Annotated in this window: 11 protein-coding genes; 4 read left to right on the top strand and 7 right to left on the bottom strand. The window is 44.4% G+C overall.

Going from position 1 to position 16,486, the window contains the following annotated elements; all coding sequences use genetic code 11:
• Positions 1–546 precede the first annotated feature (546 nt).
• Positions 547–2,673 (bottom strand): BspA family leucine-rich repeat surface protein, encoded by a 2,127-nt coding sequence (locus tag ACXAFK_RS01250; RefSeq protein WP_474956541.1) that lies wholly within the window; start codon positions 2,671–2,673, stop codon positions 547–549.
• Between the two features lie 460 nt (positions 2,674–3,133).
• On the opposite strand from ACXAFK_RS01250, the gene ACXAFK_RS01245 reads away from it, so the two are divergent.
• Positions 3,134–4,066, top strand: a complete 933-nt coding sequence (locus tag ACXAFK_RS01245; protein ID WP_474956540.1) for a DUF3078 domain-containing protein — start codon at positions 3,134–3,136, stop codon at positions 4,064–4,066.
• Positions 4,067–4,336: 270 nt separating this feature from the next.
• On the opposite strand, the gene hflX is transcribed toward ACXAFK_RS01245, so the two are convergent.
• Positions 4,337–5,548: a GTPase HflX gene (hflX, locus tag ACXAFK_RS01240; RefSeq protein WP_474956539.1), complete on the bottom strand. Its 1,212-nt coding sequence runs from the start codon at positions 5,546–5,548 to the stop codon at positions 4,337–4,339.
• Between the two features lie 85 nt (positions 5,549–5,633).
• Here hflX and ACXAFK_RS01235 point away from each other — a divergent pair, with 85 nt between their 5' ends.
• The 3 genes from ACXAFK_RS01235 to ACXAFK_RS01225 all read left to right on the top strand — a co-directional run bounded on the left by ACXAFK_RS01235 (position 5,634) and on the right by ACXAFK_RS01225 (position 11,492).
• Positions 5,634–6,578 carry an endonuclease/exonuclease/phosphatase family protein gene (locus tag ACXAFK_RS01235; RefSeq protein ID WP_474956538.1) on the top strand — a complete coding sequence of 315 codons (945 nt, stop codon included), beginning with the start codon at positions 5,634–5,636 and terminating at the stop codon, positions 6,576–6,578.
• 151 nt (positions 6,579–6,729) lie between these two features.
• Positions 6,730–8,925 carry a S8 family serine peptidase gene (locus ACXAFK_RS01230; protein WP_474956537.1) on the top strand — a complete coding sequence of 732 codons (2,196 nt, stop codon included), beginning with the start codon at positions 6,730–6,732 and terminating at the stop codon, positions 8,923–8,925.
• A gap of 569 nt (positions 8,926–9,494) precedes the next feature.
• Positions 9,495–11,492: a BspA family leucine-rich repeat surface protein gene (locus tag ACXAFK_RS01225; RefSeq protein ID WP_474956536.1), complete on the top strand. Its 1,998-nt coding sequence runs from the start codon at positions 9,495–9,497 to the stop codon at positions 11,490–11,492.
• A gap of 303 nt (positions 11,493–11,795) precedes the next feature.
• Here ACXAFK_RS01225 and ACXAFK_RS01220 read toward each other — a convergent pair whose 3' ends face one another.
• From ACXAFK_RS01220 to hemB, 5 genes are read right to left on the bottom strand one after another with little or no spacing between them, the layout of a single operon-like run.
• Complete coding sequence (locus tag ACXAFK_RS01220; protein WP_474956535.1) at positions 11,796–12,509, bottom strand: 3'-5' exonuclease; 714 nt, start codon at positions 12,507–12,509, stop codon at positions 11,796–11,798.
• Positions 12,510–12,518: 9 nt separating this feature from the next.
• Entirely contained in the window at positions 12,519–12,989 is a 471-nt protein-coding gene (locus ACXAFK_RS01215; protein ID WP_252081105.1) for a methylated-DNA--[protein]-cysteine S-methyltransferase, read from the bottom strand.
• Positions 12,989–14,110, bottom strand: coding sequence for a CNNM domain-containing protein (locus ACXAFK_RS01210; RefSeq protein ID WP_474956534.1), 1,122 nt, complete (start codon positions 14,108–14,110; stop codon positions 12,989–12,991). Before ACXAFK_RS01210 ends, ACXAFK_RS01215 begins: the two co-directional genes overlap by 1 nt.
• A gap of 45 nt (positions 14,111–14,155) precedes the next feature.
• Entirely contained in the window at positions 14,156–15,457 is a 1,302-nt protein-coding gene (locus ACXAFK_RS01205; RefSeq protein ID WP_474956533.1) for a serine hydrolase domain-containing protein, read from the bottom strand.
• Positions 15,458–15,468: 11 nt separating this feature from the next.
• Positions 15,469–16,458 (bottom strand): porphobilinogen synthase, encoded by a 990-nt coding sequence (gene hemB, locus ACXAFK_RS01200; protein ID WP_474956532.1) that lies wholly within the window; start codon positions 16,456–16,458, stop codon positions 15,469–15,471.
• Between the last annotated feature and the right edge of the window lie 28 nt (positions 16,459–16,486).

Below are 16,486 nucleotides of genomic sequence, written 5' to 3'. Positions count from 1 at the left end.
CGGAACTCATGTCGAAATGACCCTCGATGATGTCCTTTTGGACAAAGTGAGGCACCCCGTCACCCTGAACTTGTTTCAGGGTCCCATCCCATGGACATGGATTCCGTGTGGGGCACGAAATGACACTTTGAACCTTGCCTGTCATTTCGAACCGAATGAAATGAGTGTGAGAAATCTGAACCGTTGCATTCTGTGTTTTAAGATTTCTCCATCGTCACTTCGTTCCTCATGTCGAAATAACTTCTTATCGTCACGCTGAACTTGTTTCAGCGTCTCACTCAGATGGGATTCCGTGTCAAGCACGGAATGACGGCTCAGTATCCAGAGTAGAATACCAACTTGGGTCGCTGAGCACTGGTCATTGAGCAAAGTCGAAATGAGTCGAGGGGGCAGGGAGAAATCTTTTTATCCAGTAATCGGACATCAGAAGTCTGAGCTCTGATTTCTGTCCTCTGACATCTCAAATCTTATCACCCCAAAAACAAAAACCGCCGACAGCTCTGTGGCCACCGACGGTGTTTTATTTAGTAAAGTAATAAACCAATATTAGTTACAGTCTTGCTGCACGCCAAGAGTGCCTTCAATACTCCAACCATGTTCGTTCGCAAGATTGGTAAATGCCAAGAAGGCATCCGTGCCACAGTAAACAAGGTTGTCCACTCCCCAAAAAATATTATTAGGACCATCATTATTCATTACAAAATTGTTCCAGCCGATAACCGTACTGCTCAGGTTTTCAGGGGACATCCCAGAATTACCCAACATACCGGATGCATCCTGCAAATTGGAAAGGTCCCAACCCCCTATGTCCTGATTGAAGGAATTTGCATTAAAGAACATACCTGTCATATCTTGCACATTTGAGGTGTTCCACCCCCCGATGTCCTGATTGAAGGAATTTGCATTAAAGAACATATTAGACATTTCAGTTACACTGGACGTAACCCATCCCCCGATGTTCTGGTTGAAGGAGCTGGCTTCTTGGAACATAGCAGAAATACTGGTCACATTTGAGGTATCCCATCCCCCGATGTCCTGGTTGAAGGATGCCGCATTCGAAAACATAAAGCTCATGTCTTTTACTACATTTGTTTTCCAATTGGAGATGTCCTGATTAAAGTTAGGAGTATTTGTAAACATTCCCCGCATATTCTCTACTTTTTCGGTATTCCAATTACTAATATCTTTATTAAAGGGAGTAGAATGGAAAGCAGCTCGCATTGTTATAACCTCCTCGGTATTCCAATTGCTGAGATCCTGATTGAATGAGGTATACATAAATACATATGAAATATCAGTTACCGTACTGATATCCCAATCCCCGATGGCACCGTTGAACAGGGTGCAATTCCTGAACATTTGTGCCATCGACTCCACGTTGGAGAGATCTGGCACGTCGGTGGCGGTATATTCTGAGAGGTTCTCGCAATCAAAAAAGGCGAATTCCATGCTCTGCCACTGGATGGCGCCCCACTGCTGTATGCCCACCAGTTTGTCGGCCGTGGCTGCACCGCTCGACATGTCGATTGCGGGGAACACTCCTTCTATGGCAATGGTGTAGGTTCCCGCCTCATCATAGGCATGGAAGAATACCGACTCATTGGTGAAGGAAACATTTTCTATTGTACCATCGCCCCAGTTTATGGTAAAGTCATATTCCGTGTTTTGCTGAACGCCTATGATTATGGACTCGAAGGCCTGCTCGGTGACCCACTTGGTCACAAAGGTGGAGGGGTCCTCGGCGGAGGTGATGTCCTCCACGATCACGGTAACAAAGATCTCGAGCTCGTTAAGGCCATCGCTGGCGATCACGGTGATGTTGTGCACGGTCTTGGCCTCATGGTCCAGGTTGGTGCCCTCGATAAGGCTGAGCTCTCCATCGGCGTTGATTTCGAAAAGGTCGCTATCGTCCACTTGGTAGGTAATGGCGTTCCCCTCGGGGTCCTCGGCGGTGATCACTCCGATAACTTCGGTATCGGCAATGGTCTCCGCCACGGAGAACTCGTACTCCACCGCTCCGGTAGGGGCCATATCCTCGGTAACGTTGATGGAGACCTTGGCGGTGGCCGTGCCCCCCTTGCCGTCGCTCACCTGCACGGTGATAACATGCTGTGCCTGTTCCGCAAAGTCCAGGGTGGTGCCGGCCGTAAGGCTCAAAACACCTTCGGGGGTGATCTCAAAGCGGTCGTTGTCGTTCTCGGTGATGGAGAAGGTCAGCTCGTCCTGATCCTGGTCCGTGGCCGTTACGGTCCCTATTCCTTCCGTGTCGGCGATGCTCTCGACCACCTCAAAGGCCTGGTCAGCGATTACTGGGGGGGTGTTGGTAGGATCGGGCTCGGTCACGGTGAAGGTCTTGGTGCTGGTGTCGGTCTTCCCGCCCACGGTAACGCTGATCTTTCCTGATGTGGCGCCCTGTGGCACGGTGATGGTCAGTTTGGTTGCCGTGGGGGTTCCGCTTATGGTCGCCGTGGCGCTTCCCAGCTTCACGGTGTTGGCAGCGGCGGTGGTGGCGAAGTTGGTCCCGTTGACGGTGACCAGGGTGCCCACCGGGCCCTGTTCGGGGGTAAAGCTTGTTACGGTGGGGCCGGTCGGCGTGCTGGGCCCATCGTCCTTGGAGCAGGACCATAGGGCGGCCACTGCAAGGAGCGAAAGAGCTAATTTTTTAAGGTTCATAGTCTTTGTTTTTTAAGATGAAAGGTACAAGGTGCCGATTTTCGGGAAGAGTTCGGTGCACGATCTGACGGATGCCCCGTTTGATCTGACGGATGTTCTTTTTTGAAGAGGTCAGAGATCTGTTCTTGTCATTTCGAACCAAATGAAATGAACGTGATAAATCCAAATGACCCCCGAACATGTCATTTCGGGCTATCACACTAAGTATCGCGCAGTCGTAAAAGCAGTAAGATTTTTGTAAATAAAATAGGATGAAGTTGTTTTCTACAACGCAGTATTCATTGCTCATTGATTTGACAAGAATTATACCTATTATCATTATTGTCTTTAACAACTTTACGTACTCATTTCTAGAGTTTTATATCAAAAAACTAACATCTGATGACTGATTTCTGTATTGATAATACGTTAGAAAGTGACTTTTCTTATTTTTGCGGGTCTTAACACTAAACTCCATACTATGAAAAAACTGTTTTTTACAGCTATGTCCCTTTTTGTATTTGTGTCTGCTTCGGCACAGACAGCTGAGGAACTAAAATCAGAAATTGCCCCGAAAAAAGATTCCATTGCGGCTATTCAGGCAAGAGTGGATGCCCTACAAGCAAAACTGGATGCCCTTCCAGGATGGAAAATCGGTGCTTTTGGAACCATTGGCGGAAGCATTTCCGAATTTAATAATTGGTTTGCCCAGGGCATTCCAAATAACTCTGCCGGAAACATAGGTTTTACCGTTAATGCATTTGCCAACCTTCAAGAAGAAAAATTCTTTTGGCGTAATGCGGCCAACATAAATCTTGCTTGGGTAAAGTTGGATGATAAGGACGATCCTACGGACGACGATAGCTTCCGACAGGCTACAGATGTTTTTAATATATCATCGCTGTACGGTAGAAAACTGAGCGAAAAATTTGCGATTTCAGGCTTAATGGAATATCGTACTACAATATTAAGCAACTTTAACGATCCAGGTTACTTGGATTTAGGGGTTGGTGCTACTTGGACGCCCATACCCGATTTAATAGTTGTAATGCACCCTCTCAACTATAACTTTGTGTTCAGTGATGAGGACACCATTTTTGAATCTTCTATGGGTGCCAAGATTGTTGCCGATTACACCAAACAGATTGGAGCAGTTAGTTTTAAGAGCAACCTTTCCATGTTCCAAAGTTACAAGAGCGGTGATTACAGTAACTGGACCTGGACCAACTCTTTTAGCTATACATTATGGAAAATGATCGGGGTTGGTTTTGATTTTGGTTTGAGAAACAACAAGCAAGAAACCTTGAACTATGTCCTGAACAATGCCCCAACTCCGGATCCCACAGCAACTTTTGAAAGCATAGACAACGAACTGCAATCGTATTGGACTTTAGGATTGAGCTATAAATTTTAATGGCATTGGAATATACAAACAAAAAAAGCCCTCTTTATCGAGGGCTTTTTTGTGGGGTGAAAAAATATTTTTCCATGTTCTTAAGACCAAGGTCTAAGTAGGTTAAGATCCATAAGATCTGTGCATGACACTAAAATGACTTAAAAACATGGTGAAAGTATACCGCCGGTGGTCAGTTTCTAAATTTTTGTTGTGTAGGGCACTGAAATTGTGGTGAACCTGCCTCACTTATGTAGTTTATCGAAAAAACGGGCCGAACGTCCGTTTGCCTTAAAACTCATCCAAATGCTCCGGGTACAAAAAGTTGTTGTACGGAAAGCGGGTCACATGAATATCCCTTACGGCATGGTACACTCGTTTTCTGAATTCGTCCATGTTCTCCTTGTTAAGCGCAGAAATAAACAGAACTTTGTCGCCCAATTTGTTAAAATAAGTATTTTTCCATTCCTCAAGGGTGAAATGTGCAGTGGTGCGTTCGGTTACAAGGTCATCTTCTTCTATTGTTTCCGGGCTATATTGGTCTATTTTGTTAAAGACCATAATGGTAGGCTTGTCGGAACTTTCTATCTCGTCCAAAATCTGGGTTACCGAGCTGATATGATCTTCAAAATTAGGATGCGATATATCTACCACATGAAGCAAGAGATCGGCTTCGCGAACCTCGTCCAACGTACTCTTGAAACTCTCTACCAATTGGGTGGGTAATTTTCGTATAAACCCAACTGTATCACTCAGCAAAAAAGGAAGGTTGCCCAAGACCACTTTTCGAACGGTAGTATCCAAAGTGGCAAAAAGCTTGTTCTCCGCGAACACATCGCTCTTGCTGATCACGTTCATTAAAGTGGATTTCCCTACATTGGTGTACCCGACCAAAGCTACACGGACCAGAGAGCCTCGGTTACCGCGTTGGGTTTCCATTTGGCGGTCTATTTTGGCAAGTTTCTTTTTGAGCAAAGCAATTCGGTCGCGAACAATACGCCTATCCGTTTCAATTTCGGTTTCACCGGGGCCACGCATTCCTATACCCCCTCGCTGCCTTTCCAAGTGGGTCCAAAGACCTGTAAGCCTTGGCAACAAATATTCATATTGAGCCAATTCCACTTGGGTTCTGGCGTAGCTTGTTTTTGCCCTTTGGGCAAATATGTCCAGAATAAGGCTGGTTCTGTCCAGCACTTTGCAGCGCAACAGCTTTTCAATATTGTTCTGTTGTGCGGGCGAGAGTTCATCATCAAAAATAACAGAGCCGATTTCGTTCTCCTTGACAAAACGTTGAACCTCTTCCATTTTTCCACTTCCAATATATGTTTTGGGATTGGGCACATCGACTTTTTGTACGAATCGTTTTACGACCTCACCTCCTGCAGTGTAGGTCAAAAATTCGAGTTCGTCCAAATACTCTTTTACCTTTTCCTCGTTCTGGTGCTGGTTCATTACACCGATCAGCACCGCCTTTTCATATTCTATAGTCTTCTTTTCTAGCATTAAATGGGTTTAGATTGCAAATCTACATAATGTTTTGGAAGCTGTTTTTGTACATTCGCTTTTGAACAGTAACAAACAATAAAAATTGCTAAAAAAGAAGAATAGGTACACCATCGCTTTTTATAACCTTGAGAATTTTTTTGACACCAAGGACGATCCCTATTTGTTGGATGATGATTTTACACCAAAAGGTTTTCGAAAGTGGGATGAGCATAAATTTGGCAAAAAGGTAAAACGGATTGCGAAAGCCATTTCAAAAATTGGAAGAAAGGAGAGTGTCCACCCCCCGGTTTTAATCGGTATGGCCGAAGTAGAGAACAAGTTTGTGGTCGAAAAAATATTACATGCCCATAAATTAAAGAATACTGCCTATGATGTTATCCATTTTGATTCACCGGACGAACGGGGAATCGATACGGCTTTGGTTTACCACAAACAACATTTTAAGGTATTGGATGCTCAAACCATTCCTTTGATCGTAGATAACACTAACGGGGAAAGGGATTTTACGCGAGATATTTTATATGTTAAAGGGGTACTTCACCAGGAGGAAATCCATGTTTTCGTAAATCATTGGCCGTCCCGAAGGGAGGGCGCAGATGAAACCAACTTCAAAAGAGTCAAAGCCGCAAAAACAATTCTGGATAAATTGGAAATAACGCAAGGGGATTCCGATAACATTATCATAATGGGGGATTTTAACGATGATCCACGTTCGGAAAGTATACAAACCTTGATGGAAACGGGTCGATTTATAAACCCTATGAATAAATTACTGTCCCCCAAAACAGGCAGTGCTAACTATAGGGGAAATTGGAATCTTTTTGATCAAATATTGATTTCCCATAGTTTTTTGAATTTCCAAGCTGGCACACATAGTTTTGTTGAAGCTAAAATTTTCGCGCCGCGCTTTTTAAAGGAATGGCATGGGAAGTATAAGGGGAACCCGTTCAGGACATATGCAGGAGGTAGTTATTTGGGAGGGTATAGCGATCACTTTCCTGTTTATATTGTTTTAGAAGAAAATTAAAAAGTAAGAAATAAATTACACAACGTAAAAGTTAATTTTCACAACAAAAGGCGTAAAAAGCCGTGTATTTCGTCGAATAAAGTAGGAATTTTATCGAAGTACATCATCTTTCCTAATATATTCGTAGTCCAAATCTTACCTAAACTTAATTATGGACTACAGATTTCCTTTAGGGACCAAGAGAGCTATCTTCTCTTTATGTATCTCACTACTCAGCGTGAGTTCCCTAATTGCACAATCTAAAAACGGGAAGGACAAGATTCGTTTTTCCTACGATCAAGGAAAAATATCTTCCTTGATTTCCGATTTTGAATCGGAGCACCAAAATAAGCGTCAAAAAATAGAAGAATTAATAAAGACCAAAGGTCTTTTTGCGTCAAAAAATAAAGGTGATAGCACTCAAATAGCACTTGAGGATATCGGCTCCGACGGCACTCCTTTGTTTTATACAACATTGAACGACCCAGCATCCCAAACATCGAGAGCCCATACCTTGTACGATAATGGCCTGTTGAACCTTGGGCTTACAGGAAGCAATATGGAAGTGGGCGTATGGGATTCCGGCATTGCTCTAAGCTCGCATCAAGAGTTTGATACAAGGGCATACAAAAATGATAATTCCACCGAAGTAAGTCTGCATGCCACCTTGGTAACGGGCAACCTTATATCTGCAGGAGTAGAGCCCAATGCCAAAGGTGTGGCCTATAACGCCAAGGCTTTGAGCCACGATTGGAGCCGAGATAAGATCGAAGTGGCACAGGCTGCCGCAAATGGCCTGTTGTTGAGCAACCATTCCTATGGAATTTTGTCCGACAGAGTGCCAGATTGGTACTTTGGGGCTTACATAAAAGCTACCCAAGATTGGGACAGGGTCATGTACAATGCTCCTTATTATTTGATGGTGACCGCAGCAGGGAATGCCAGACAATCCAACGATAATGCTAGCCCAAACTTTGGTAAGACCAGCGATGGCTTTGATCTTTTATTGGGATTTACAACATCAAAAAACGGATTGACCATTGCCGGTGCAAATACAGAAATAGACAACAAAGGAAATTTAAAGAACGTATCGGTGGCCGGGTATAGCAGTTTTGGCCCTGTTGACGATGGCCGTGTTAAGCCGGACCTTGCAGGAGATGGAGGAAATATTCTATCTACCAGCTCATCAACCAACAGTAGTTATCAAGTGTCCGCCGGAACTTCCATGGCAGCACCCGGAGTAACAGGTTCTTTACTTTTGCTGCAACAATACCACGAAGAGCTTTTTGGCAAGTATATGAAAGCGGCAACCTTAAAAGGATTGGCTCTTCATACAGCAGATGATGTGGATGCCAAAGGACCCGATTACAAAATGGGTTGGGGGGTGATGAATGCCAAATCGGCGGCAGAGGTGCTTCAGAACAAAGACTACACCTCGTTGGTGAATGAAGAAAGTTTGATCAATGGTGAAACCTACTCCATAACGGTAACTGCACTTGAAAACCATCCTTTGATCGCTTCCATATCCTGGACCGACCCAGAATCGGAAAACATTAACCGTGGAGACTTGAACAGCACAACAGCCGCTTTGGTCAACGATTTGGATATTCGTATCACAAAAGATGGAAAGAACTATTTTCCTTGGAAACTTAATCCAGCCAGAGCCAACGACCCGGCAACACTAGGAGATAACAAGGTAGACCCGTTCGAACGAATTGAAATCGAAAATGCCAAGGGTACGTATACCATCACTGTAAGCCATAAAGGGCGATTAAAAAACGAAATCCAGGATTTTTCCTTGATCGTGTCCGGGGCTCAAATATCCAATTGCTCTATTGAGGTTCCTACGGGTTTTGAAATTAAAAACTCTACGGAAGCAGGCACTACACTTTCTTGGAGCAATGCCGATGAAACATTGTTCGAATTTCAATATAAAAGTATTGATTCCGATAACTGGAGCAATGAACTGATTTGGGAAAACAGCTTTAATCTTGATTTACTGGAAACCGGAAAGGTATACGAAGCACGGGTACGTTCCATTTGTACCGAGAATGCAGTATCCGAATTTTCGGAAACGATTGAATTTGAGTTTAATGGTATAGAAACAGTATTGATTCAGAATACACCTATGTACGTACCACAGCAGTTGAGCATTTCCGTTTATCCCAATCCTACCGTGGACTACCTAAATGTAAACGGTGAGTTGTCCAAAGATGCAGAATTCTCTATTGTGACGACTTCCGGAAATGTTATAAATAAAGGAAAGACCCAAGGCTCAATAAATGTATCTTCAATTTCTTCCGGCCTATATGTTTTGGTCATTCAGGATTATTCTGGGATAAAAAGTACCAAGTTTTATAAGAATTAGAGGTAAGGCCGGAGTGCCAATAACCTTTTGCCGCTCTGAAAAGGCCACCATCCATCGATATCGGGATTTACAGAACGGTCACTCTATTTTTGTAGGCTATTGAACGAAAGTTTGCCACAGGTAATCGTGGAAATGAAGTTTGTTGAACCCAAATCGAGATTTTACTAGACTTTTTGTAGTAAGAAGGTCTAAGGCTATCCAAAGAAATTATCGATTATATGTCATGCTGTTTATACTCTGGACAGCGATACCTTTTGAAGTGTACACACCAAAAGCCCATTAATGGGACACCATGTATGCAAAAGTAATATCGGAGGTAATTTCAACATGAGATGCAAAGCATCGATTGAGAAATCTCAAAATAAAAAGGTTTCTCCCTGCCCCCTCAACCCATTTCGACTTAGCTCAATGACCAGCGCTCGGGGTGGCAGTTCGAAATGACAAGAACAGATCTCTGACCTCTTCAAAAAAGAACATCCGTCAACCCAAACGGGGCATCCGTCAGATCGTGCACCGAACTCTTCCCGAAAATCGGCACCTTGTACCTTTCATCTTAAAAAACAAAGACTATGAACCTTAAAAAATTAGCCCTTTCGCTCCTTGCAGTGGCCGCCCTATGGTCCTGCTCCAAGGACGATGGGCCCAGCACGCCGACCGGCCCCACCGTAACAAGCTTTACCCCCGAACAGGGCCCGGTGGGCACCCTGGTCACCGTCAACGGGACCAACTTCGCCACCACCGCCGCTGCCAACACCGTGAAGCTGGGAAGCGCCACGGCGACCATAAGCGGTACGCCCACGGCAACCAAACTGACCATCACCGTGCCACAGGGTGCCACATCAGGAAAGATCAGCGTTACCGTGGGCGGAAAGACCGACACCAGCACCAAGACCTTCACCGTGACCGAGCCCGATCCTACCAATAATCCCCCGGTAATCGCTGACCAGGCCTTTGAGGTGGTCGAGAGCATCGCCGACACGGAAGGAATAGGGACCGTAACGGCCACGGACCAGGACCAGGACGAACTGACCTTCTCCATCACCGAGAACGACAACGACCGCTTTGAGATCACCCCCGAGGGTGTTTTGAGCCTTACCGCCGGCACCACCCTGGACTTTGCGGAACAGGCACAGCACACTATCACCGTGCAGGTGAGCGATGGCAAGGGCGGCATGGACACCGCCGAGGTCACCATCAACGTTACGGAGGACATGGCCCCTACCGGAGCGGTGGAGTACGAGTTCTCCGTGGCGGAGACCATTGCCGATACCGAAGTTATCGGAGTGATCACCGCCGAGGACCCCGAGGGGCAGGCCATTACCTACCAAGTGGACCAGAGCGACCTTTTCGAGATCAACAACGATGGGGAGCTCAGCCTTATCGAGGGCACCAACCTCGATCATGAGGCCAAGACCGTGCACAACATCACCGTGATCGCCAGCGATGGCCTTAACGAGCTCGAAATCTTTGTGACCGTGATTGTGGAGGACATCACCTCCGCCGAGGACCCCTCCACCTTTGTGACCAAGTGGGTTACCGAGCAGAACGGGGAAGCGGTAATCATCTATTTAAGCAACGATTATGCGTATAACTTTACCATTGATTGGGGTGATGGTACAGTGGAGAAACCCCAGTACAACATCAATGATGCTGTTTTTGTGTCCCATGCTTATGATATGGCCGGTGACCACTTGGTGTCCATACAAGGGGACTTCCCCGCCATTACCATGAAGGACAGCCCTTCTGCCGACAAATTGGTAGGCATACAACAGTGGGGCAATATCGAATGGAGGGATATGGAATCCGCTTTTTATGGGTGTACAAACCTCTCCGAATATACCGCCACCGATGTGCCCGACCTCTCCAATGTAGATTCCATGAAAAATATGTTTCGGGCTTGCACTCAATTTAATGGTGCCATCGGGGATTGGGATACCTCAGCTGTAACAATAATGCAAGAAATGTTCCGTAATGCATATGATTTCAACCAGAACATCGGGGGATGGGATACGTCGAAAGTGATTGACATGCAAGGCATGTTCGCAGCTGCCGATTCCTTTAACCAGGACATCGGGAATTGGGACACCTCAAATGTTACTGATATGACAGGGATGTTTTCCATGGTGGGTGTTTCCGGTTCCTTCAACCAGGACATCGGGAATTGGGACACCTCAAATGTTACTGATATGACAGGCATGTTCTTAAGTAATGACATCTTTAATCAGGACATCGGGAATTGGGACACCTCGAATGTAGAAAGTATGTTAAGCATGTTCGCAGGTGCTGACCTCTTCAACCAGGACATCGGGGGTTGGGACCTTTCCAGTTTGCAGGATGCATCAGGAATGTTGGATAATTCGGGAATGTCCCCTGCAAATTATGGGGCCACGCTGATTGGATGGGCCTCCCAAGGGAATGAGAACATTCCGAACAACATAACATTGGGTGCAATAGGATTGACCTATTGCTCAACGGTGGAAACCGAAACCGCCAGGGCAATTTTAGTGAATTCAAATTCTTGGGTCTTAGACGGTGATGCCCAGGCAGATCCCGGTGACTGTCAATAAACACGATTCACAAGAAATCAAATAAAAACACCGTCGACGGCCCAAGGGCTGTCGGCGGTTTTTGTTTTTGAGATGATGAGATTTGAGATGTCAGAGGACAGAAATCAAAGCTCAGACTTCTGATGTCCGATTACTGGATAAAAAGATTTCTCCCTGCCCCCTCGACTCATTTCGACTTTGCTCAATGACCAGCGCTCAGGCTGACAGTTCGAAATGACGATGACAGACTTTTTAGTAGATAAAAAAAGATACCTTACTGCGTTTGGAAAGACATATAATTAGCATGGTAAAGGGAACATTTGCCTATACCTTCTTAATTTCATCATCCGTTAAAAGTTCCTCGTTTCGCATGCGTAAAAACACCTGTGCAGTGGTCACAACATCCAATTCACAATAGGCAATGATTCTGTCAATATCATTCTCCTTGTAAAATACATCCTTTACCATACTACCATCCATATCTTCTTTTGGTGAAGGTATCCCAAGAATATGCGACAATAATTTGAGGGAGGTATAATGCTTGTAATCACCGAACTTCCATAGTTCCATGGTATCCAAATGGGGTACTTCCCATGGCTTTTTCCCGAAAAGATCCAGTTTATAGGGTAGATTGATTCCGTTTATTACCATTCTGCGGGCGATATAGGGAAAATCGAACTCCTTTCCGTTGTGGGCACACAAGAGATGTTTGGCATGATTAAAATGGTCTTGGAGCAGTTGTTTGAATTCTATTAAAATTTTGTTTTCACTACCATAAAAGGAAGTCACCCTAAAACTCCTTATGTCTCCTTTATGGGTAAAATAACCAACAGATATACATATGATCTTCCCAAATTCGGCCCAAATTCCGGCCCGGCCGTAAAATTCCTCAGCGGTGAATTCATCCTTACGTTGATATTGTGTTTTTTGTTCCCACAAGTGTTGGCCAGTTTCATCCAGATCGTTGAAATGTTGATGTTGGGGCACAGTCTCAATATCCAAAAAAAGGATATGTTCCAGGTTAAGTTTATAAAGCATGGCAACTAATTAAAAAAGAGTCGTCTGCTTTGCAGGACTCTCGTGTTCCAATAACCATTTTTTTCTATGCAGTCCACCTGCATATCCTGTGAGGTCTCCATTGGTTCCTATTACTCGATGACAAGGAACCACAATCCACAGTGGATTTTTGCCATTGGCCGAGGCTACTGCACGAATGGCCTTTACATCACCGAGTTGTTTGGAAAGTTCCAAATAAGAAATGGTTTTTCCAAAAGGAATTTCTAAAAGAGCATTCCATACTTTTTTCTGAAAATCGGTGCCCGATGGGTTTAGCTTGAGGTTAAATACCGTTCGGTTTCCATTAAAATACTGTTGAAATTGCTCTGCTGCTTCCTTAAGTTCCGTTGGTATTGTACCAATTGGTTTTTTGTTGTTTAAAACCGTAACCGATGCAAGTCCGTTCTTGTCTCCTTTTAACTCGGCTACACCTATAGGTGTTTGTATATAAGCAACTTCCATTATTCAACCTCATCTTCACCTTCAATAATACCCAACCGTTTGGCGCGGGCATGCCAATTCTTTCTGGCCAGCTTTTGTAGGTCCTCTACATTGTCGCTTTCGTCCATAATCTCGAACCCAAGAAGAGTTTCTATTACATCTTCCATGGTTACCAAGCCACTTACCGAACCATACTCATCCACAACCAAAGAAATGTGCTCGCGTTTCTGTACAAATGTTTTAAAAAGATCATTTATGGACTTTCCCCGGTTGGTAACAAGCAAATCCCTACGGATGGTGGCCAAGGTCTGATTTCCTTTTTTGTTGATGATGGCTTCCAATAGTTCGTCCTTTAAAAAGAAACCGGTAATGTTGTCCATACGGTCCTTGTACAACGGAATCCTGGAAAATCGCAGGGGACGGTTCTTTTCAAAAAACTCTTTGATCGGGGTATCTTCGGATGCTACTTTCATTACCGTTCTTGGCGTCATTACATCACGGGCCAGGATTTCATCAAAATAGAGTAAATTTTTGATCATTTTGGATTCTGATTCCTTGAACACACCTTCTTCTTCGGCAATTTCCGTCATTGCACTAAAATCTTCTCGACTCAGTATGCTTCCGTGCTCTCCCTTGGCTCCTACAAGTTTGGTGAAAAGTTGTAATAGCCATAACAAACCTGTCCATTTTAGGATAAACACCATAACGTTCAATGCCTTGCTCGTAAAATTGGCCAATTGCTTCCAAAAAGTGGCCCCAATGGTCTTGGGAATTATTTCCGAAGCTACCAGAATTAAAATCGTCATAATAGTAGAAACGATCCCAACCATAAGATCTTCGGTAAGTGTAAAACCAAGAATGCTACGTTCGGTACTTCCGTACATTTCTGCGTAGGCAACTTTGGCCTGCACGCCCACCAAAATAGCGCCCACGGTATGTGCGATGGTATTAAGGGTAAGAATGGCGATCAGCGGCTTGTCAACGTCCTTTTTAAGGCTTTCCAAAGTGGCTGCATATTCTTTTCCCTCTTGTTTTTTTACATTGATAAACGTAGGGGTGATGCTCAGTAGCACTGCCTCCAATATAGAGCACAAGAATGAAAAGAAAATTGAAATGAGGGCGTAAAAAATGAGTAGTCCCATAGAATGGCTAAATCTTTAGTACCAAGATAGGCAATCGGAATCAATTTAATGGCTTATACCCTGAGCTTTATAAAAAACATCCTGCAATGCTGTCCGGATGTTCAGATTGTACAGTTGACGATGGCTTCTGGAAGGGTATACCCGATTCGACAGAAAAATAAATGTAAGTTGGTTTTCTGGGTCCGCCCATACAAAGGTGCCGGTAAATCCGGAGTGCCCAAAACTTTTAGGCCCTACCCTAGGAGAGGGGTAAGCATCCTCCAGGGCAAGCTCGGCATTGTCCAACAATGGCTTGTCAAAACCTAAACCACGACGGTTCTCGTTTTCCGGGTACTGCACTTGGGTAAATTCTTTTACGGTCTCGGCCGAAATAAGTTGCTCACCGTCCATCATACCATAATTTTGATAAAAAAGCATGATCTTGGCAAGGTCGTCCGCCGTTCCGAACAATCCTGCATTGCCGGATACACCGCCCATAAGAGAGGCATTTTCATCGTGTACCCAACCTTTTACCAAGGATTTTCTAAAAAGAGTATCTATTTCCGTTGGCACTATTGCATTTATGTAATGGTTGTTTTTTGGCAGATATCCTAAGGTATGGCACCCTAATGGGCGGTAGAAATTTACATCCAGATAAGTCTCATAGTCGATTCCCGAGAGCTGCTCGATCAAACTAGGGAAAATAAGAAACGTGAGACCGGAATATCTATACTTCTTTTCATCTGAAACTTTGGAGCGGCCAATGAGTCGGTTCATTTTTCTTCCAAAACGGTCATTGATGTACAGACCATCATACACTTGTCCCTTAAATCTTTTGTTGGATGAATTGCGGACAAACCGTTTTTTGATCTTGCCATTTTTTCGGAGCACTTGTTGCAAAAACACAATATATGGCTCTAGACCAGCCTGATGCGCTAAAATTTCGCGGAGCGTAAGATTTTTTTTGTCTTTTATATTCTGCCAAGGTTTCCAGTAGGTACTGAAAGGTTTGTCCAGGTCAAGTTTGCCTTCGTCCACTAATTTCATAAGGGCTGGCAGTGGCCCAGTAATTTTGGTTACCGATGCCAAATCATAAATATCGTTCAGGGCAACAGGGCGCAGCTTATCATAAGTGTGAAAACCATAGGCTTTGTGAAAAATTACCGTATCGTTTTTGGCCACCAAAACTTGAGCCCCGGGAAATGCCAAACTGTCGATGCCCATCTCCATAATAGAATCCACTTTTTGATTGATGAAATCTTCGTTGAACCCTAATTTGGATGGATATGCGTGTATAAGTTCGCGTTGGGCAAAGGTTAGGTGCATCACTAAAGTGATGAGCAAGAGTGAAATGGATATTTTCTTCATTTGGTAAAGGTTTATCCCAAAGATCGTACAAAATCCTTGGCAAAATAGCTCGCAACAATGTCTGCACCGGCTCTTTTTATGGCGGTCAATTGCTCCAACATCACGGCATCGTGGTCCAACCACCCTTTTTCTGCAGCTGCTTTTACCATAGCATACTCTCCGGATACCTGGTATACGGCAACGGGGGTATCGACTTCATTTTTAATTTCGCGGACAATGTCCAAATAGCACAGACCGGGTTTTACCATTACAATATCGGCTCCTTCGTCAATGTCCATTTGGGTTTCCCTAATGGCTTCATACCGATTGGCATAATCCATTTGATAGGTTTTTTTATCCTTGGGCACGTCCGCAATATCCACAGGTGCGGAATCCAATGCATCGCGGAAAGGACCATAAAATGCACTAGCGTATTTTGCGGAGTAGGCCATTATGCCAGTGTTCAGGTAGCCTTGATCTTCCAAGGCTTCACGAATGGTAAGGATTCGTCCGTCCATCATGTCGCTTGGTGCTACAAAATCTGCGCCCGCTTGGGCATGGGACAAGCTCATTTCGGCCAACACTTCTGCAGTTTCGTCGTTCAAGATCTGTCCTTCTGCTACAATACCGTCGTGCCCGTATGCCGAAAAGGGATCTAAAGCGACATCCGTCATCACCAACATTTGTGGACAGGCATTTTTTACGGTTTTAATGGCACGTTGCATCAACCCGTTCGGATTAATGGCCTCGGTACCTTTGTTGTCTTTTAGTTTATCATCAACTTTTACAAAAAGTAGCACGGAACACAATCCCATCTTCCACAATTCTTTCACTTCTTTTTCAAGATTGTCCAGACTCAATCTAAAATAGTTGGGCATAGATGGAATTTCTTCTTTGATTCCTTTTCCTTCGGTTACAAAGAGCGGTACCAAAAAATCATCTGGTGTAACTTGGGTCTCTCGGACCAATCTTCTAATGGATTCGGATGCGCGCAGTCTTCGGTTTCGTATTAGTGGGTACATGGTTTTAGTTTTAAGATGTAAGCTTTAA

This window comes from Flagellimonas sp. ABD4_174 (assembly GCF_056160185.1).
Note: the sequence above shows the minus strand (reverse complement) of the source record. Positions and strands in the feature narration are given on the sequence as shown.

What these genes read in the sequence shown, in the direction of transcription:
- ACXAFK_RS01250 (WP_474956541.1), bottom strand. Translation starts at nt 2,673, where the DNA reads ATGAACCTTAAAAAATTAGCTCTTTCGCTCCTTGCAGTGGCCGCCCTA.
- ACXAFK_RS01245 (WP_474956540.1), top strand. Translation starts at nt 3,134, where the DNA reads ATGAAAAAACTGTTTTTTACAGCTATGTCCCTTTTTGTATTTGTGTCT.
- hflX (WP_474956539.1), bottom strand. Translation starts at nt 5,548, where the DNA reads ATGCTAGAAAAGAAGACTATAGAATATGAAAAGGCGGTGCTGATCGGT.
- ACXAFK_RS01230 (WP_474956537.1), top strand. Translation starts at nt 6,730, where the DNA reads ATGGACTACAGATTTCCTTTAGGGACCAAGAGAGCTATCTTCTCTTTA.
- ACXAFK_RS01225 (WP_474956536.1), top strand. Translation starts at nt 9,495, where the DNA reads ATGAACCTTAAAAAATTAGCCCTTTCGCTCCTTGCAGTGGCCGCCCTA.
- ACXAFK_RS01220 (WP_474956535.1), bottom strand. Translation starts at nt 12,509, where the DNA reads ATGCTTTATAAACTTAACCTGGAACATATCCTTTTTTTGGATATTGAG.
- ACXAFK_RS01215 (WP_252081105.1), bottom strand. Translation starts at nt 12,989, where the DNA reads ATGGAAGTTGCTTATATACAAACACCTATAGGTGTAGCCGAGTTAAAA.
- ACXAFK_RS01210 (WP_474956534.1), bottom strand. Translation starts at nt 14,110, where the DNA reads ATGGGACTACTCATTTTTTACGCCCTCATTTCAATTTTCTTTTCATTC.
- ACXAFK_RS01205 (WP_474956533.1), bottom strand. Translation starts at nt 15,457, where the DNA reads ATGAAGAAAATATCCATTTCACTCTTGCTCATCACTTTAGTGATGCAC.
- hemB (WP_474956532.1), bottom strand. Translation starts at nt 16,458, where the DNA reads ATGTACCCACTAATACGAAACCGAAGACTGCGCGCATCCGAATCCATT.